Source organism: Anaerobacillus sp. QJM3NY_32 (genome assembly GCF_056173645.1).
Window position 1 is genome coordinate 2,690,190 of record NZ_CM149684.1, and the last position, 17,269, is coordinate 2,707,458.

Sequence of the window (17,269 nt, forward strand, 5' to 3'; positions counted from 1 at the left end):
ACACCTCCTAACGCACCATTAACGTAATATTGCCAGATGCTATAATAATCGTTACAGCAAGAAAGAACATCAATGAAACAATAGCAAGGGCCGCAAATATGAACAAAATGCTTTTTGATATAACATTTAGGGATTGAATAATTGGACCACCGCCCAATGGTTGAATCACCGCTGCAGCAATATTATAGATTAGTACTAGTGATAATACTTTTAGCGCCGGAAAAGCGCATATCATTAAGAGAATGACAACCCCAGCTAAGCCCACCGTGTTTTTTAATAGAACAGAGGCGCTTAACACCGTGTCGGTGGCATCTGTAAACATCCGACCAACGACTGGGATAAAGTTACCCGTTACAAATTTCGCAGCTCTTATCGTAACGCCATCCGCTACCGCAGTTGTCGCACCTTGTACTGAAATAACCCCTAAAAAAACCGCAAAGAAAACGCCAAGAGTTCCTATCGCTACATTTCGTAATAAATTAGAAAGCTGGGTAACCTTGTACTGCTCACTGATAGTACTTACAATAGCGAGGACCGCTGATAGAAAGAGCATTGGAAGTACAAACTTCTGAATAAGTAATCCACCAGTATTTACAAGAAATAAGACGATCGGATGAAAGAAAGCAACAGAAGCTACTCCACCCACAGATGCCATTAAAGCTAAAAGCAATGGAATTAATGCAAGTAAGAATCCCATCATGTTAGCTATAGCATCTTCTGTATACTGAATCGCAACATGAAAGCTATTTAGTGCCAGGATAATTAAAACCATATAAATAATGCCATACGCTACTGTACTAACTGCTTTATGTTCAAATGCATTTTGCATGTTCTGCAGAAGGATACTAAAGATTGTAAGAAGGATCAGACTCCCAAGAAGCTTTCCATGCACAAGCAGTTCATGGAAGAGAAACTTTAGTAGGCCAATAAAATACGCTTTTAAAGATATCTGCTTTTCTCCTTTAATGAATTCCATAAAGGAGCCTTTCTGACTTTCAGGTAAAAAACCCCCGTATTCTTCAATGACTTCATCCCAATAATCTTGTATTTCTTGTAAACCAAGCGTATTTAACTGCTTGTCTACAAATTGACTTGAAAGAGGCTCCTCTTCCCCTTTTGCCGCTACGGAAGATTCAAAAAACATAAGAGAAAAGCAGAGGAATAGCAGCATCAACAGCATTTTTTTCATGTGAGGCATGTCCCTCTCCCCCTCTTATGATGGTAATAATTTCAATACTGTTTCTATGATTAACGTTAAGATTGGAATTGCCATAGCAAGAATCAACAACTTACCAGCAAGTTCAATTTTCGATGCAATTGCGCCTTGACCCGCATCTCTTACAATTTGCGCACCGAATTCTGCTATATAAGCGATTCCGATAATTTTTAAAACCGTTTCCACATACACGATTTCAACATTCGCTTTTGCTGCAAGACTTTCAAGCATTCGAATAATGTGTTGAATTTCTCCTATTAAGTAGAGAAAAATTAAAGCGCCTGTGAAAACCGTAATCGTGAAGGCAAACACAGGCTTTTGCTCTTTGACCACAATAACTAGGAAGGTAGCGATTAATCCTAAGCCGACTATTTGTAAAATATCAATCGCAGTCACCCCCTACCCTTGAAAAAGGAAGACTCCTCGTATTTTCTGAAAAAGATCATCTATAATTGTAATGACCATATAAAGGACAACAATAAATCCTATTAAAGTGACCCAGTGCGCGTATTCCTCTTTTCCCATTTGCTTTAAGATTGTATGAAGCATGGCAACGATAATACCAATACCAGCTATTTGAAAAATCGTATTTACATCATGATTCATCTACGCTTCCTCCCAATGACTAAATCAAAAGTATGACAAGAAGAATACCGCCAAGTACACCAAGGCTTTTAAACATTCTTTCATATTTCATCTGATTATCTCTCGCTTCACTTTCTTCTCTCTCTAAGTGAATTAATGCCAGCTTCAGTTGCTTTTGCTCATGTTCTCGATCATGCTGACCAATGGTAGCGCCTAATTGCTTCATCACTTCTTTTTCCTCATTTTTAAAGGCAGTGTATTTCCAAACTTCCTCCATACTTTCGATCCATGCTTCATACGCAGTAGCATGGCCTGCCTTAAGCTTCCTCCTAAATGAATCAAAAAACCACGATACAGGATGACCAACCTGTCTACATATATGACTACAAGCAACGCTTAAAGGTGTCATTCCGTAAACAATCTCTGCTTCTAGTGACTGTAATGCCGCCTTCAACTGACGTAATTGGCGTGACCGTTCACTAACTGTCCTGGACCATTCCACACCTGCCCATGTGCTTGCCATAATGATGAGCACTGCACCTAGTAACTTCATGCTAGATCACCTTTTTACGTCGAATTTCCTTACCGGTTTTATCTTTAATCGCACTAATTGTTCCTGGACCATCTTCTCGCGACAGTTCGACGATACGATCAAAGCACCCCGACTTTAATAACCCCTGCATACTTGGCCTACGGTTTAAATCATCCAATTTCGTCCCATGGACTGTCACTACGAGATTAATCCCAGCATTTATTGCTTCGATAATCGCTTCACTGTCTTCTTTTCGTCCAATTTCATCTACAATCAGTATTTCTGGACTCATGGAGCGAATCATCATCATCATTCCTTCCGCTTTTGGACACGCGTCGAGTACATCAACACGGTCTCCCAATCGATGTTGAGGGATCCCCTGTACACATCCAGCTATTTCTGAGCGCTCATCGACAACGCCTACCTTTGCTGATGGAATCCTTCTTAATTCATCTCCTTCAGCCATAAGTCGAGTTAAATCACGAAGCATTGTCGTTTTACCAGACTGAGGTGGCCCTAATATAATCGTATTCATCCACCTTCCAGCATATAGATATGATACTAGCGGTATAGCTATTCCAAGCTTTTGCTTCGCAATTCTCACATTAAATGAAGCAATATCTCTAATGGCTTTGACATGTCCATTTAGTGTAATAACCTTCCCTGCGAGGCCTACACGATGCCCTCCCTCAATCGTTACAAAACCTTTTTTAAGTTCTTCTTCCAGAGCATAGAGAGAGTAGTGACTTAGCTTATTTATCATTTGTAGACCATCATCTTTTGAAATAAAATAGCCCTGGCCATTTAAGAGAGGAAAATCCGGCTTCCCGTTGATCATGATCTCAAGTGGACGGTTAATACGCATTCGAATTTCTTCAATCGTCGATCTTTCAACAATTGAATACTGATTCAAGATTTTTTGTACATTTTCCGGAAGCACGCGAAGAACTTCTTCCAAGAATGTCCCCCCTCTCTAAGCTTGTTTCTCCCTACACTACTATTCCTGCCTTGATTAAATTATGTCTCTACTAAATCTATGAAAGGGTTCCAATTAAAATAAAGGCAACCCCTATCATGATAAAAATAATTTTCATAATTGATAGATCACCTGCTAGACCAATCAACCCCACTGACATGGTAACTACTAAAATAATTGGACCAACTATAGCGAGAATGGCATTAATCATCATGGCTGTTCTTAGATCCTGAATAAAAAGAATGAGAATCGCTGCTGTAAGCTCAATCACACCAGAAAGTATTCGAAGCACTCCCATGACAAGAACGGAATGAATCATCTCTAGCCTCCCACAAATTGTTTGTACAACTTATGATGAATTTATGATTTTCAGAAGAAATTCGTAAATCATATAACTCATTTCATTATTGAGAAATCAGCTTCATAATGCACCTGAGGCAAATAGTATGTTAGCTAAATTGTTGCATTTAAAATATTGAACTTATTGGAGGAAAACAAAAAAACCACCCAGCGAAGGCTGGATGGTCATTTTGCTTTTAAACCATTTAATATAAATTGAACTGTCAGTTCAATCTCCTGCTCATCATCCCACTCACTCTCCGGCACCATAATATACCGTGCAAGAAAAAACCCGAGAACGGCTGTTATCGAAAGTCTGATCGCAGAGGAAGGCGGAATTTGGATTAATTCGCCTTTCTGTTGGAAGTGAACGATCACTTTTTCAAATCGATCAAACAAATCCTTCGCTACATGCTCGATAAATTGGGTACGAAGTTCTTCATGAAAAGGAATCTCCTGCATCAAAATTTTAACAATTGGTAAGTGCTTGTGTATGAACGCCTGTCTATTTTTTACAACAGCTCTCAAAAAATCCTCATAGTGCTCATAGTCTGGTTTTAATACTTTGTCTAAATCTTTCACGATGAAAGGGGCAACAAGATGGCTCATAACAGGTGTAACAATAGCGAGCAGCAAGTCTTTCTTTGTATTATAATGGCGAAATATTGTTCCTTCCGCTACACCAGCACGTCTCGCAATTTGACTTGTTGAGGAAGCGGAGAATCCTTTTTCCTGGAACATTTCAACTGCCGCTTTAACAATGCGTTTTTGTTTCTCAGTTAAATCTCCGGACTCGCTTACCTCTTCATCAAATAGCCATTCCATGCTGTCTTCTATCTTTTTCATAAACTCCCCCTGACTCTAAATGCGTCGGTGTTTTTTTAGTGCGTATATATTTAAAATCATAAAAGCGATTGAGAATCCAAATAAAATAAGTAAATCAATCCATATTTCTGTTATTCCCTGTCCTTTAATCATAACATTTCTAAGAGCTTCAGCTCCATAATACAAAGGAGTTAACGGACCAATCCAGCTTAAATAATTTGAAATCGTATCAAGATTAAATAACCCAGAAAAAAAGAGTTGCGGTACAACAACAAGTGGTATAAACTGAATCATTTGTAATTCATTCTTTGCAAATGATGAAAGTAAAGTTCCTAAAGTTAGGGCACTTAATGCTAGCATGAGTGTTATAAGTAGTACATAAAAGAAAGCGCCTTCCATTTTTAAATCAATCACATAAATACTATATAGGGCAATGATCGCTGATTGAAACATAGTAAATAATCCAAAGCCGATCACGTATCCAATTACAAGTTCCCACCTTTTAATAGGACTAGCTAAAACTCGTTCGAGCGTCCCCTGGGTTCTCTCTCTCAAGAAAGAAACTCCAGCAATTAAAAACACAAAAAAGAAAATAAAGAAACCAACTAGTACAGGACCAAAGTGATCAAATGAAGTCATGTCACTCGAGCCAAAAAGATAAGATACATCTAAATCCACTTCTTCGTTGTTTACCATAGAATTACTTCTAACAAGATTAATTACTGCTTGATTAATGGAGGGATCACTGCCCTCTAGATGTAGTTTCTTTTCCCCATTGCTGAAGTCAATGACTGCATCATAATCTTCTTTCAGTAGTGACTCAATGGTATCTTTTGACGTAACTTTTTTAACAATAGCATGCTCTTCTATTCTTTCGACGAGTTGCTCAGGTATATTTAGTGTGCCCACTTTCAACTCCAGGTCTTCCCCGTTAAACACTAGCGATAACATGGTTAAAATGATAATTGGTGCCACAATCATTAGGCCCATCGTTCGCTTATCATGAATGAACTGCCTCAATATACGTTTTACAACGGCTGTAATTCTCATTCCTTAACACCCCCATATGAAAGAAAAGCTTGCTCAATTGTCGTCGAATCTGTTTGCTTTTTCAATTCTTCTGGGGTTCCAACAGCAATCAACCGACCATCTCGAATCATCCCAAGCCTTGAACATCTATCAGCTTCATCCATTACATGAGTCGTAACGAGAATAAGCACGCCCTTTTGTCTCAGATTTTCAAACGTATCCCATATCTTTTGTCGCAAGGACGGATCTATGCCAACAGTCGGTTCATCAAGCAACAGAACTTCAGGGTCGTGCAATAAAGCGATAGCAAGTGATAAGCGACGCTTCATTCCTCCTGAGAAGTCTTCCACTCTTTTCTGAAGTTCTTTTTCTAAATCTACTAGCCTCATAGCAGATAAGATACGATCTTTTCGATCACGACGACTCACACCGCTAAGCGTTGCAAAGAATTCTAAATTCTCATAAGCGGATAGTTCACCATACAAAGCATCCGCTTGTGCCATATAGCCGATCCGCTTCATTATCTTTAAATCAGGCATTCGTTCACCTAATACTGTTACCTTTCCTTCTGAAGCCTCTTCAATACCACAGAGCAGTTTGACAAATGTCGTTTTTCCAGATCCTGATGGTCCTAGCAGACCGAAGATCTCACCTTCCTTAAGTGAAATGCTAATATTATCTAAGATCGTAGTCGTGCCAAATCGTTTTGTAACACTTGCTTGGATAGCATCTTTTTGCATATGATCCCTCCTAAAATGAGTGATTACTCACTTTATTATACCATCCATCGCTTTGTTGTAAAGTGAGTAATCACTCATTTTTATTTTTAAAAAAAACCGCTCAAACAGAGCGGTTTAAAAATGTTTATCCTCTTGATACATACTCCCCTTTAGAAGTATCGATAATTAAAACATCTCCCTGGTTAACGAAGAAAGGCACTTGAACAGTTAAACCTGTTTCAACAGTTGCAGGCTTAGTTCCACCGGAAGCTGTGTCCCCTTTAATACCAGGCTCAGTTTCAGTAACAACGAGTTCCACCGTATTCGGCAATTCAACTCCGATCGTTTCTTCACCATAAGTACGAATTGAAATTTCCATGTTTTCTTTTAGAAATTTAAGTTCATAACTAATTTGCTCTGCAGGAAGTTCAACTTGCTCATAAGTAGTAGTATCCATAAACGTATGCATGTCGGCACTTGCATAAAGATACTGCATTTTACGATTTTCAATATGAGCTTTTGCTACTTTTTCTCCTGCTCGGAAGGTTTTCTCTTGAATTCCACCAGTACGAAGGTTACGTAGCTTCGTTCTTACGAAAGCTGCTCCCTTACCAGGCTTCACATGCTGGAAGTCCATTACCGTCCAGATGCCATTATCCACTTCAATTGTAAGTCCAGTTTTTAAATCGTTAACAGAAATCATTAATAGTCCCTCACTTTCATTATTCGCCGAGGATCAGCAATTCCTTAGTAGAATGAGATAACGTCTCATTGCCAGTTTCAGTAATTACTGTATCATCTTCAATTCTTACTCCGCCTTTACCAGATAGGTAAATACCTGGTTCAACGGTTACTACCATACCTGGCTCTAATACTGTATCAGATTTGGTTGAAAGACTAGGTCCCTCATGTACTTCAAGACCAACCCCATGGCCTAGTGAGTGCCCAAAGTATTCTCCAAAGCCTTTAGAAGTAATTAAGTCACGTGATAGAGCATCTGCTTCTTTCCCGCTCATTCCAGGCTTAATTTGTTCCATCGCCTTTAATTGAGCTTCTAGGACAGTATGATAAACACCTTTAAGCTCTTCTCCAGGATCCCCAACAGCCACAGTACGTGTAATATCAGAACAGTACCCTTTATAATAAGCACCAAAATCAAGTGTTATCAGTTCGTTCTTTCCAATGATTTTATCACTTGCGACGCCGTGCGGAAGAGCTGAACGTATACCCGACGCAACTATAATATCAAATGAAGACGAGGTTGCGCCATTTTTTCTCATGAAAAACTCTAGTTCATTAGAAACGTCCAATTCAGTTAGACCCGTACGAATGTATGATGTAATATGTTGGAAAGCAGCGTCTGCTATTTCGGTTGCTTCTTTAAGAACCTTTAATTCACTCGAATCTTTAATCATACGATGTTTCTCAAGAATACCATTAATCGGTACAAGTGTACCGTCTACTTTATTCTCATATGCTTTAAAAACTTGATATGTAACCTGCGTTTCTTCAAAGCCAAGTTTTTTAACTCCTAGTTCATTCGCAAGCTTTGCTACTTCTCCAACAATCGGGCCTTTATGCTGCACAATATCAAACCCTTGTGCTTGCTCTCGTGCCTGATCCATATAGCGGAAATCTGTTACAAACTTCGCTTCTTTCTCAGTAATGAGAACAACACCTGAGCTACCTGTAAACTGGGAAATATATCTACGATTGCTTGCTGAAGTAATTAACATCGCATCTATATCATACTCTGTAAATGACTGACGTAGTTTCTCAATACGTTCCACTGTTTCGTCCCCCTTTAAAATGATGGCTATGTTAATGAACGTTGTTTATTATTGGCTCATATACGCTCTGTGACGACCAACCGTCTGAACAAATTTATTTGCTCGAAGCGATTGATCGTCACAGAGCGACCTTTCAATAGAGCTGAAAGGCAAGTGAAATGAAGATTTCACTCGAGTGAGCCAAAAATCGAGAATCAACAGTATAAGCTAACATAGCTAACTAAAATTATAGAAATGACCGCAATGCCAGTTCGTACCCATTCAAACCAAATCCTACCACTTGCCCTTCCGTTACTGGTGAAATAACAGATGTATGGCGAAAAGGTTCTCGCTTATGTACATTCGAGATGTGTACTTCCACAACCGGTACAGGAACACTTGCGATAGCATCTCGTATGGCGTAACTATAGTGAGTAAAAGCACCAGGATTTAAAATGATACCTGAAGCACTTTCTGCTTCGTGAATCCAGTCAATGATATCTCCCTCATGGTTTGATTGACGAAAAACAACAGCAGCGTCATTCTCACTAGCAAATTGTGTTAACCGTTGTTCAAGCGTCTCTAACGTGTCATTACCATAGATGCCGGGTTCACGCTTGCCAAGTCGATTTAAGTTAGGTCCATTTATTACGTAGAATGTTTTCATCCCGGTCTCCTTCATCACGATCTGACTTCTATATTAAATAGAAAAAAAAGAGAATGTTCCATGAACATTCTACCATAGCTTCATTTATTTGAATAGGAAGCGCCCTTCTGCTGGTTTTCATGATATTCAAAAGAAATCGAATACCCGATAAAGACGCCGTAAAGAAGATAAAGGCATATCGTAGTAATGACTGTGTTGCGATCAAGTTTCGTAATCGTTGGCAGATCGATGAACATTGGATTGAGTAAATAAAATACAATTATCCATAATACAATCCCATAAGCAAGTCCTGCAAGCATGTTATTTATTTTCACAAGCGTTACTTTGTACAAAAAAGCTACAAGTATGGATACAAGCCCAAGGGCAAGAATTCCAATCCACTGCCCTAGCTGTTCATTTTTCCATTCGCCAAGTGCCCATGGTGACAAAATGAGAGAGGGTGGTACCTTAGTAAATTTAAATAAGTATGTGAGATAACCAATTACACCCCAAAAAAGTCCTCCAGCAATCCCGATTGTAATAACTTTTGATGTAAAAGATAAAGGTTGCTCCTGCTTATTTTGTTCAAGTTGCTCATTCTCTTTACCATCTTTCTGCTTCTCTTTATCCATAACACTCACCTCCCCCTTAAGCATTCCCTGTTGATGATGGAATTATTTATTAGAAGAATTGTCTATTGAAAAGATTAAAATTGCCGGTGTTGGGGAAAATGATTATTACAATCTATTACCTAGAGGTTTTTGCCTATTTCTTGTAGAATGGTATAAAGTACAATTTGTTAGAGTTTGATCGCTTCAAAACATTCTACTTCATACAATAGGTTGGTGAGAGATATTGTCAGATACAAATAAGCCTGCTTATGGCGGGCAAGCGGTTGTTGAAGGTGTTATGTTTCAAGGGAAACATACGTCTGTAACCGCCATTCGGCGCAAGGATGATTCAATTGATTATTTAGAAGTTCCGAAGCAGCCGAAGCCTATCCGAACAAAGCTTAAGAAAATCCCATTCATACGTGGTGTTGTTGCGATTATCGACGCCAGTGGCAATGGAACTAAACATTTGAATTTTTCAAGTGAACGCTATGATGTGGACCCTTCGGAAGATGAGGAAGTGTTAGGTAAGGAAGAGCCTTCCAAAATAACGCTTTTATTAGGTGCAGCAGCCATAGGCGTTATCTCGTTTGCATTCGTAAAAACGATTTTCACTATATTACCCGCCTTAGCCGCAGCCTCACTTGAGTTTATATTTCCAGGGCACGTTGTACAGAACTTGATTGAGGGTTTCATTAAGCTCATTCTATTGCTTGGGTATATTTATTTTATTTCGTTAACCCCAATTGTAAAAAGAGTCTTTCAATATCATGGCGCTGAACATAAAGTCATCAACGCTTATGAAGCAGGACTTCCTATTACAATAGAGAATGTTCAAAAGCAATCGCGTCTTCATTATCGATGCGGAAGTAGCTTCATCCTTTTCACAGTATTCATTGGGGTATTTATTTATCTTCTTGTTCCTACTGATCCATTATGGGTAAGGTTACTCTATCGTGTTGCATTAATTCCGGTAGTTCTTGGAGTTTCATTCGAAGTTCTCCAATTAACGAATAAAGTTAGAGAAGTTCCTGTATTAAAAGTGCTTGGCTATCCTGGGTTATGGGTTCAGCTACTAACAACCAAAAACCCAGATGATAAACAAGTTGATGTTGCAATCCACTCATTTAATGAACTACTTTCTCGAGATAAACAACGAGAGGAAGACGATTCAAGCACAAAAGTTGTGTAAAGATGAACAGGAGGTGAATCATTTGTCGCGCCGTGTTGTTCAACCTCTAATTTATTTATTAATTGGCCTAGCAGCTATTGGTTTTGTTTGGAAAATGGTCACAGACCCTCAAGGACTTTTCATGCAACTTCTTATCACTGCTGCGATTGCTGCGATCATGATCTTCGTTGTCAGAAAGTTAATGGCTAGAAGAATGGGTCAACAATCAACTTCCTATCAAAAGGCCGCTAAACAATCAACCAAAATGAAAAAGAAAAAAGCTACACCAAGAAAAAATGCACCTCACCTTCGTGTCATTCCATCTAAACGTCTTTCTCCTAGAAAGCGCTCTTTACAGGAGGATCGAAAACAAAATCCTTTTACCGTAATCGAAGGACGTAAAGGAAAAAAGAAAAACAGAGCTCTCTTTTAACATGGTTCACTTGTTTTACCGATAAGATTGGGCTACTTAATAAAAAGTCATTGTCTTGAATGGAAAGCTCTTTCTATTTGGAAGTAACTAAACTAACATAAATTTAGAAAAGGTGGCTGATTTCATCAGCCACCTTTTCATGTAATAATGTCAGGCAATTTTCTCCACGTATTGAGAAATTGAGAAGTTCGCTCTTCTCCTAACAAGATTAGTTTCTTTTGACTTTGTCTCTCTAGTTTAAAAGCTGTCGTCAAATCATGATCCACAGGTATAAACACAATGTTCTTCGCTTTTTGTTCTTCAATATATCGCGCATCATGAGCCTGCTTCATTGTTTCAAATAATGCCTGATACATATCAACAGCATTTGTAATTTTATTTTCCGGAATGTGGTTAAAGTTTGCACTCAATTGAAAGCCTAATACAGGTCTTTGTGGCTTTTTATTTTCAGGAGGTTGGAATATCCATAGAGGGAAGTTACTTAAAATCCCGCCATCTACCATATAGTGCTTTTTACCATCAATGGAGTAGAGCGGTTGAGGTTTAAAGAAAAATGGTAAACTCGCACTCATCCTAACAGCTTTCGCGACAGAAAATCGCTCAGGTACGAAGCCGTACTGTGCTAAGTCATCAGGTATAACGACAAGCCTCCCTTTCGATATATCGGATACAATAATCTTTAGTGATCCCTCGGGTAAATCACCGAATGTTTCAATGCCTTTGTTTTTTAATAACTCCCCAACCCATAATTCTAGGTCCTTCCCAGAATAGAGTCCAAGATTCCAGTACAACATCAACCACCGTATCAACGGGAATGTATAACCTGAGTTTTTTTCGAGTAGTGTCGTTAGATCCGTATCGAGCAAGATCTTTTCTAATTCATTTCCTTTATAACCTGAAATAATCAAAGATGCAATTATAGCCCCAGCACTCGTGCCCGCTGTACGTTTAAATTCGAGGCCTTTTTTCTCAACGGCTTGAAGTGCTCCCACTAGCGCTATCCCTTTAACTCCGCCACCTGAAAAGACGCCATCAATGTACACACTCAAACCTCCTTCCCACCTTATTAAAGCCTAAGCTTTAACGGGGGAATTTAGTACAAAAAAAAGAAACAACCCGATTAAACTTCGGATTGTTCCTCGTGTGCTTCTTCATTTTTACGTTGCACTTCTCTAAGTTCATCCACTCGTACATTTGTCTCTTCAAAGTACTGGACAAGATCACCAATGCGATCGATAGCGTCCCAGCTTAGATGATGTTCAATACCCTCAACATCTTCGTATATATTCTCTTCGTTAACCCCGATAACACCTAGAAATTGTTCAAGCAAAGCATGGCGATCAACGAGTCGCTTTCCTAGCTTTTTCCCTTTTGGAGTAAGCATAAAGCCGCGATATTTTTCGTATACGACATATTTACCTTTATCTAATTTTTGAATCATTTTGGTTACCGAGGAGGGATGTACCTCTAATGCTTCCGCGATGTCTGATACGCGAGCATACCCTTTTCCGTCTATAAGTGCATAAATACGTTCAATATAATCTTCCATACTGGGAGTAGTGGCCATTGGATTCCCTCCATCTTTTATTCCATTTAAGCCAGTTAATAAAAGCATACACCATAGTATGGGCGGATACAAGGAAAGGTTCCATAAGCTTCTATTAACTGCATTAACTCAGTTCTAACACTCTTATGTAGAGCAGATATTATATCATATTTCATTTAATCGGTTTTGTAAATTAGTGGATAAAATACAAAGTCACTTGAACCCCCCAACAGCACTTGCGAAAAAATGCCCCTAATCTACGCACAAAAAGATGAAGGATAAACGTTTCCGTCTATCCTTCCCTTACATCAGTTAGCTATTAAAGTCCGCACTTCAGCTGTGCACCACAATTATCACAAGTATTGCATCCACCGATTTCCTTTACCTGACCCTTTCGACAAACAGGGCACGTATTACCTACTTCAGACCCGATTGTAACGTCTGTAGAGCGTAGATCTGTAATCGTGTCAACTAGTACTACTTGCTTCTTTTCTTGCATGCCATCTTCAAACTCAAGCTGTTCAAATGAATTTTCTTCTGCTTTAAGAGTTAGAACCTGAGAATCACGGCTACCATCTACATAAACGGTACCGCCTTTGGCTCCTCCATTATATAGACGCTCATAAACTGCTTCCACTTGTTTCACTGAATACCCTTTTGGAGCATTAACAGTTTTTGAAATCGAGCTATCAACCCAGCGTTGAATAACGCACTGAGTGTCAGCATGATCTTCTGGTGCGAGCTCCATTGCTGAAACGAACCATTCCGGAAGGTTTTCTGTATCAGCTTCTGGGTTTCTTTCAAAGTACTCTGCAAGAATATCTGCTTTTACTTCGATAAATTTACCCAGTCGTCCACTACGGTAATAAGAGAAAGAGAAGTAAGGCTCAAGACCGGTAGACACCCCTACCATCGTGCCAGTGCTACCAGTAGGCGCAACTGTTAGAAGATGTGAATTACGTATACCATAGTCCATAATGCTGTCGCGTAGGTCATTGGGCATTTGTTGCATATAACCTGTGTTAACAAATGCTTCACGTAATCTATTTGTCTCCGCAACTGTTTCACCCTCAAGGAAAGGGAAGCTTCCCTTTTCTTTAGCAAGGTCCACTGAAGCACGATAAGCTGTTGTAGCAATTGTTTCAAAGATCTGATCTGTTAAATTATTCCCTTCTTCTGATCCATATATTGTTTCACAGTATATAAGAAGGTCGTGTAGCCCCATTACTCCTAGACCTACTCGACGTTCGCCAAGAGCTTGCTTCTCATTCTCTTCTAAGAAGTAAGGTGTCGCATCAATAACGTTATCTTGCATGCGTACGCCAACCTCAACCGTTTCTCTCAGCTTATCGAAATCAACAGTCTTTGTCTCCTTATTAGCCATCTCAGCAAGGTTCACTGCTGCTAGGTTACATACAGAGTAAGGTGCTAACGGTTGCTCACCACATGGGTTAGTAGCGACAACTTTTTGACCGTAAGAAGTTGCGTTTGTTTTTTCATTTGCATTATCAATAAAGAAGATACCTGGCTCTGCAGAGTAAGTAGCACAAATATTAATTAAATCCCACAGCTCTTTTGCCTGAACCTTACGATAAGTTCTTACTGGAAAGCCTTGCTTCTCCCAGTCACGTACATCCCCTGATTCATGCCAGTTCTCATTATAAAGTGCCATTTGTTCTTTCGTATAGTTCTCTACATCCGGGAATCGAAGTTCATATTCAGAATCATTTTCAACCGCGTCCATAAAGTCTTTAGTTAAACAAATCGAGATGTTTGCACCAGTCAAGAAGTCAGGATTGTGGACAGAATACGTTCCACCCGTTGCAAGCTTATCCTGCGCATCCTGCATCACTTTTTCTTCAAAGCCACCTGTTCCGGGAATACTACGGTAGTTTAAGATACTTTGGTACATAGATCTTTCCGACTCTGAGAGCGGTGTGAATTTCAACTTATCTTCTGCAAGTTTCTTAATTTGTTCATCCTTTGTATTCTCCATAAGGAAACGAAGAATGCGTGGATTCTGCATTTTTGAAATGATAAATTCAATAATATCAGGATGCCAGTCAGCGAGCATAATCATTTGGGCCCCACGTCTTGAGCCACCTTGCTCCACTAGATGCGTCAGCTTTGCAATATCATCCAGCCATGAAACCGAACCTGATGATTTACCATTCACACCCCTAGCAAGCGTGTTTCTAGGACGAAGTGTAGATCCGTTAGTTCCTACTCCACCACCTCGACTCATAATCTCCATTACTTGTTTACGGTGTTCAGAAATACCTTCTCTTGAATCCTGTGGAAACGGCATAACGTAACAGTTAAAGTACGTCACTTCCGTATCAGCTCCAGCTCCGTAAAGCACACGTCCTGCAGGAACAAAGTTCATTGATGAAAGTTCTTTATAGAAACGATCTTCCCAATATGTCTTTTCCCCATCTGTTTTCTCTACATCAGCAAGACCACGTGCATTACGACGAGCAATTTGCTCATAATATACTTCCAAGGGCTTTTCTATGACATCCAACGAACGGACAATAATACCTGATTCTCTTTCTTCTTCTGTGTCTAAGACGCCAACGTAATCCTCATGAACAGCTACAGTTGCTTTCTTAGATTGAAGATCGAATTCTTCAATATACCCAAGACCTCTTGCTGGAAATTTTGGATCTTCTTTAATCGTTAAGACAACAAAATCACCTTTTTGTAATGTCTTTTTCTCTGTATCTTTAAATGCATAGCGGTCAAGCATCACAAGACGACTAACACCTTTGTGAGTTAGATGCATATCCTCTGTAATCGGATGAACCTGCGCAAACATTTCAATATCCTTATTCAACTGCTCAATGTTAATAGATCTTCTTTTTTCATTGGTTTGTATTGTCATATAAACCCCTCCGTTTCGACATTTATACACTTAAGAGCATCTCTAGATGTATGTAGCTATGATAAATCGTCTTGATTAATAGTAGCACATGTACACGAACCAGACAATCATTTTTAACCATATATAGTGTTCAGAATTCTTCAATCAATACTACATATAGTAAAAGAGCGAATACTTTAGCGATTTGTCAACTTTCAAATCCAGTGAAAATGAAAGGTTTTCCTCGATAAATAAAGATTAGATTAGAAGAATAGAGAAAAAAGAGGAATTTTGTCTATTGCACATTTTTCCACACTCTGCCTTTTTAACATAGGAGACAAAAGTTAATCAGTTAACAGACCATGATTAAGATTAGAACATTTGTTCTTGTTAAGTCAATAGGAAAAAGCACCCAACGAAGGTGCTTATTTGCTAAAGTTCCATTCCTTGCTAGCGTATTTCTCCTCTGCTAGTTGAACAACAAAGGACTCTTGTTCATCCGTTAGTTGATATGGAACCAATTCAATATCAAGTCCCTGTTGAAAACCATCATAAAAAGCTTTAACCGCTTCTGATATCGATACAGGAGTTTCACGGAGTGCATTAATAGCTACAGCCTTTTTTCTAAAACCTCGCTGCATCCGCTCACGTATCCGTTCATTTTTAAATTTGAAACAATCAAACAATTGGTCCTCATCAATGTCAAGAAGAATCGATCCATGCTGGAGAATGACACCTTTTTGACGAGTTTGAGCGCTCCCAGCGACTTTTCGCCCTTCTACAACAAGTTCATAATAGGATGGAGAGTCAAAACATACACCCGATCTTGGTGCACGTAGCTCTTCTTTCTCTGCATCCGTTTCAGGAACAGCGAAATAAGCATTCAATCCAAGTTTTCTGAAACCAATCAATAACCCTTCTGAAATAACCCGGTACGCTTCTGTTACGGTTGAGGGCATGTCTGGATAATCTTCAGAGACTATAACGCTATAAGTCACTTCCTGATCATGAAGGACAGCTCTTCCACCAGTAGGGCGTCTCACAAACCCTAGACCATTTTTTTCTACAGCATCCATATTAATATCACGTTCGATACGCTGGAAATAACCAATTGAAAGTGTTGGGGGATTCCACCCGTAAAATCGAATAACAGGGGGGATAGTCCCATCACTATGCCATTTCAATAATGCTTCATCAAGTGCCATGTTATAAGCTGGAGAACGTTCTCCCGAATCAATAAATGCCCATTGCTTCATTTTCGGAACTCCTTTATCACTGTCAGTTTTCTAACACCTTCCCTATTCTAGCAGAGGAGAAAATGGATGACCAATGAACACTCTCAATTATTTTAGCTATTTCTTGAACATTATTGGTTTTTCGATCTTTCGAGTATAGGCGAATCTCCTCTATCCCAACTAATTTAGAACAAATTTGATTTAATTACTGAATACTACCTATTCTTTTTATAGTTATTCCTTTTTTTCTTTTGCGGAAAGGTGAAAAGACGTGTAAACTTAAAGTTGTCGATTTTACTTGAAAGGGTGTAACAAAGTTTATGGAATGGATTATCGCAATACTCGTCGCGATCATTGTGTATGTTGTCATTACTCGATACATGCAAAAGAGGAATTTGAAAACGTTAACGGAGGAAGAATTCCGTGCCGGCTATCGTAAAGCCCAACTGATTGATGTTCGTGAACCAAACGAATTTGATAATGGCCATATTCTAGGGGCAAGAAACATCCCTGTTAGTCAGCTAAAAATGCGAATTAAAGAAATCCGCAAAGATCAGCCAGTTTATATGTACGACTACAACGGAATTATTGTAGCTCGTGCTGCAAGCATTCTTAGAAAACATGGGATTAAAGATCTTTACCAATTAAAAGGCGGCTTCAAAAAATGGGGCGGCAAAGTAAAGAAAAAATAAAAGCAGCTGCCTTTGCAGCTGCTTTTTTTGATTGCTATTCAGCAACTCAAAATGGCTTTGTTGATTTTGCATCATTGATTTA

The 17,269-nt window shown here is 39.1% G+C and carries 20 protein-coding genes; 3 read left to right on the forward strand and 17 right to left on the reverse strand.

What is annotated here, in order from left to right; genetic code table 11:
• Window positions 1-7 precede the first annotated feature (7 nt).
• The 13 genes from spoIIIAE to AC0VYH_RS14180 form a co-directional block, all read right to left on the reverse strand.
• The gene (gene spoIIIAE, locus AC0VYH_RS14120; protein WP_408962615.1) at window positions 8-1,198 is read right to left on the reverse strand and encodes a stage III sporulation protein AE; all 1,191 of its coding nucleotides are present in this window, start codon (window positions 1,196-1,198) and stop codon (window positions 8-10) included.
• Between the two features lie 15 nt (window positions 1,199-1,213).
• Window positions 1,214-1,603: a stage III sporulation protein AD gene (gene spoIIIAD / locus AC0VYH_RS14125; protein WP_194222342.1), complete on the reverse strand. Its 390-nt coding sequence runs from the start codon at window positions 1,601-1,603 to the stop codon at window positions 1,214-1,216.
• Window positions 1,604-1,615: 12 nt separating this feature from the next.
• The gene (gene spoIIIAC, locus AC0VYH_RS14130; protein ID WP_048308951.1) at window positions 1,616-1,822 is read right to left on the reverse strand and encodes a stage III sporulation protein AC; all 207 of its coding nucleotides are present in this window, start codon (window positions 1,820-1,822) and stop codon (window positions 1,616-1,618) included.
• Window positions 1,823-1,841: 19 nt separating this feature from the next.
• The gene (spoIIIAB, locus tag AC0VYH_RS14135; RefSeq protein WP_475372657.1) at window positions 1,842-2,354 is read right to left on the reverse strand and encodes a stage III sporulation protein SpoIIIAB; all 513 of its coding nucleotides are present in this window, start codon (window positions 2,352-2,354) and stop codon (window positions 1,842-1,844) included.
• A 1-nt stretch (window position 2,355) separates the two neighbouring features.
• Entirely contained in the window at window positions 2,356-3,291 is a 936-nt protein-coding gene (gene spoIIIAA, locus AC0VYH_RS14140; protein ID WP_194222115.1) for a stage III sporulation protein AA, read from the reverse strand.
• 76 nt (window positions 3,292-3,367) lie between these two features.
• Entirely contained in the window at window positions 3,368-3,628 is a 261-nt protein-coding gene (locus AC0VYH_RS14145; protein WP_194222116.1) for a DUF2619 domain-containing protein, read from the reverse strand.
• Between the two features lie 206 nt (window positions 3,629-3,834).
• Window positions 3,835-4,494, reverse strand: coding sequence for a TetR/AcrR family transcriptional regulator (locus AC0VYH_RS14150; RefSeq protein ID WP_194222117.1), 660 nt, complete (start codon window positions 4,492-4,494; stop codon window positions 3,835-3,837).
• A 15-nt stretch (window positions 4,495-4,509) separates the two neighbouring features.
• A complete protein-coding gene (locus tag AC0VYH_RS14155) occupies window positions 4,510-5,523 on the reverse strand; it encodes an ABC transporter permease (protein WP_475365466.1) in 1,014 nt (337 codons plus the stop codon).
• Window positions 5,520-6,242, reverse strand: a complete 723-nt coding sequence (locus AC0VYH_RS14160; RefSeq protein ID WP_194222119.1) for an ABC transporter ATP-binding protein — start codon at window positions 6,240-6,242, stop codon at window positions 5,520-5,522. The genes AC0VYH_RS14155 and AC0VYH_RS14160 overlap by 4 nt, the downstream gene beginning before the upstream one ends.
• A 124-nt stretch (window positions 6,243-6,366) precedes the next feature.
• Entirely contained in the window at window positions 6,367-6,924 is a 558-nt protein-coding gene (efp, locus tag AC0VYH_RS14165; protein WP_194222120.1) for an elongation factor P, read from the reverse strand.
• Between the two features lie 19 nt (window positions 6,925-6,943).
• The gene (locus tag AC0VYH_RS14170; protein ID WP_194222121.1) at window positions 6,944-8,011 is read right to left on the reverse strand and encodes a M24 family metallopeptidase; all 1,068 of its coding nucleotides are present in this window, start codon (window positions 8,009-8,011) and stop codon (window positions 6,944-6,946) included.
• Between the two features lie 226 nt (window positions 8,012-8,237).
• The gene (gene aroQ / locus AC0VYH_RS14175) at window positions 8,238-8,657 is read right to left on the reverse strand and encodes a type II 3-dehydroquinate dehydratase (protein WP_194222122.1); all 420 of its coding nucleotides are present in this window, start codon (window positions 8,655-8,657) and stop codon (window positions 8,238-8,240) included.
• 80 nt (window positions 8,658-8,737) lie between these two features.
• Window positions 8,738-9,268 carry a YqhR family membrane protein gene (locus AC0VYH_RS14180; protein WP_475372658.1) on the reverse strand — a complete coding sequence of 177 codons (531 nt, stop codon included), beginning with the start codon at window positions 9,266-9,268 and terminating at the stop codon, window positions 8,738-8,740.
• A gap of 223 nt (window positions 9,269-9,491) precedes the next feature.
• On the opposite strand from AC0VYH_RS14180, the gene AC0VYH_RS14185 reads away from it, so the two are divergent.
• The gene (locus AC0VYH_RS14185) at window positions 9,492-10,439 is read left to right on the forward strand and encodes a DUF1385 domain-containing protein (RefSeq protein WP_475372659.1); all 948 of its coding nucleotides are present in this window, start codon (window positions 9,492-9,494) and stop codon (window positions 10,437-10,439) included.
• A gap of 22 nt (window positions 10,440-10,461) precedes the next feature.
• Window positions 10,462-10,851, forward strand: coding sequence for an SA1362 family protein (locus AC0VYH_RS14190; RefSeq protein ID WP_194222125.1), 390 nt, complete (start codon window positions 10,462-10,464; stop codon window positions 10,849-10,851).
• Window positions 10,852-10,988: 137 nt separating this feature from the next.
• On the opposite strand, the gene AC0VYH_RS14195 is transcribed toward AC0VYH_RS14190, so the two are convergent.
• The 4 genes from AC0VYH_RS14195 to AC0VYH_RS14210 all read right to left on the reverse strand — a co-directional run bounded on the left by AC0VYH_RS14195 (window position 10,989) and on the right by AC0VYH_RS14210 (window position 16,516).
• Window positions 10,989-11,894 carry a patatin-like phospholipase family protein gene (locus AC0VYH_RS14195; RefSeq protein WP_475372660.1) on the reverse strand — a complete coding sequence of 302 codons (906 nt, stop codon included), beginning with the start codon at window positions 11,892-11,894 and terminating at the stop codon, window positions 10,989-10,991.
• A gap of 77 nt (window positions 11,895-11,971) precedes the next feature.
• Window positions 11,972-12,418 (reverse strand): transcriptional regulator MntR, encoded by a 447-nt coding sequence (gene mntR / locus AC0VYH_RS14200; RefSeq protein WP_194222127.1) that lies wholly within the window; start codon window positions 12,416-12,418, stop codon window positions 11,972-11,974.
• Window positions 12,419-12,716: 298 nt separating this feature from the next.
• Window positions 12,717-15,281 carry a vitamin B12-dependent ribonucleotide reductase gene (locus tag AC0VYH_RS14205; RefSeq protein WP_194222128.1) on the reverse strand — a complete coding sequence of 855 codons (2,565 nt, stop codon included), beginning with the start codon at window positions 15,279-15,281 and terminating at the stop codon, window positions 12,717-12,719.
• A gap of 404 nt (window positions 15,282-15,685) precedes the next feature.
• A complete protein-coding gene (locus AC0VYH_RS14210) occupies window positions 15,686-16,516 on the reverse strand; it encodes a lipoate--protein ligase family protein (RefSeq protein ID WP_194222129.1) in 831 nt (276 codons plus the stop codon).
• 299 nt (window positions 16,517-16,815) lie between these two features.
• On the opposite strand from AC0VYH_RS14210, the gene AC0VYH_RS14215 reads away from it, so the two are divergent.
• A complete protein-coding gene (locus tag AC0VYH_RS14215) occupies window positions 16,816-17,187 on the forward strand; it encodes a rhodanese-like domain-containing protein (RefSeq protein WP_194222130.1) in 372 nt (123 codons plus the stop codon).
• Window positions 17,188-17,269 lie beyond the last annotated feature (82 nt).

Bases quoted from the DNA above. Each gene is read 5' to 3' on its own strand.
- spoIIIAB (WP_475372657.1), bottom strand. From the start codon at position 2,354: ATGAAGTTACTAGGTGCAGTGCTCATCATTATGGCAAGCACATGGGCA.
- aroQ (WP_194222122.1), bottom strand. From the start codon at position 8,657: ATGAAAACATTCTACGTAATAAATGGACCTAACTTAAATCGACTTGGC.
- AC0VYH_RS14180 (WP_475372658.1), bottom strand. From the start codon at position 9,268: ATGGATAAAGAGAAGCAGAAAGATGGTAAAGAGAATGAGCAACTTGAA.
- spoIIIAC (WP_048308951.1), bottom strand. From the start codon at position 1,822: ATGAATCATGATGTAAATACGATTTTTCAAATAGCTGGTATTGGTATT.
- AC0VYH_RS14215 (WP_194222130.1), top strand. From the start codon at position 16,816: ATGGAATGGATTATCGCAATACTCGTCGCGATCATTGTGTATGTTGTC.
- spoIIIAE (WP_408962615.1), bottom strand. From the start codon at position 1,198: ATGCCTCACATGAAAAAAATGCTGTTGATGCTGCTATTCCTCTGCTTT.
- AC0VYH_RS14205 (WP_194222128.1), bottom strand. From the start codon at position 15,281: ATGACAATACAAACCAATGAAAAAAGAAGATCTATTAACATTGAGCAG.
- efp (WP_194222120.1), bottom strand. From the start codon at position 6,924: ATGATTTCTGTTAACGATTTAAAAACTGGACTTACAATTGAAGTGGAT.
- AC0VYH_RS14150 (WP_194222117.1), bottom strand. From the start codon at position 4,494: ATGAAAAAGATAGAAGACAGCATGGAATGGCTATTTGATGAAGAGGTA.
- AC0VYH_RS14160 (WP_194222119.1), bottom strand. From the start codon at position 6,242: ATGCAAAAAGATGCTATCCAAGCAAGTGTTACAAAACGATTTGGCACG.
- AC0VYH_RS14210 (WP_194222129.1), bottom strand. From the start codon at position 16,516: ATGAAGCAATGGGCATTTATTGATTCGGGAGAACGTTCTCCAGCTTAT.
- AC0VYH_RS14145 (WP_194222116.1), bottom strand. From the start codon at position 3,628: ATGATTCATTCCGTTCTTGTCATGGGAGTGCTTCGAATACTTTCTGGT.
- AC0VYH_RS14155 (WP_475365466.1), bottom strand. From the start codon at position 5,523: ATGAGAATTACAGCCGTTGTAAAACGTATATTGAGGCAGTTCATTCAT.
- mntR (WP_194222127.1), bottom strand. From the start codon at position 12,418: ATGGCCACTACTCCCAGTATGGAAGATTATATTGAACGTATTTATGCA.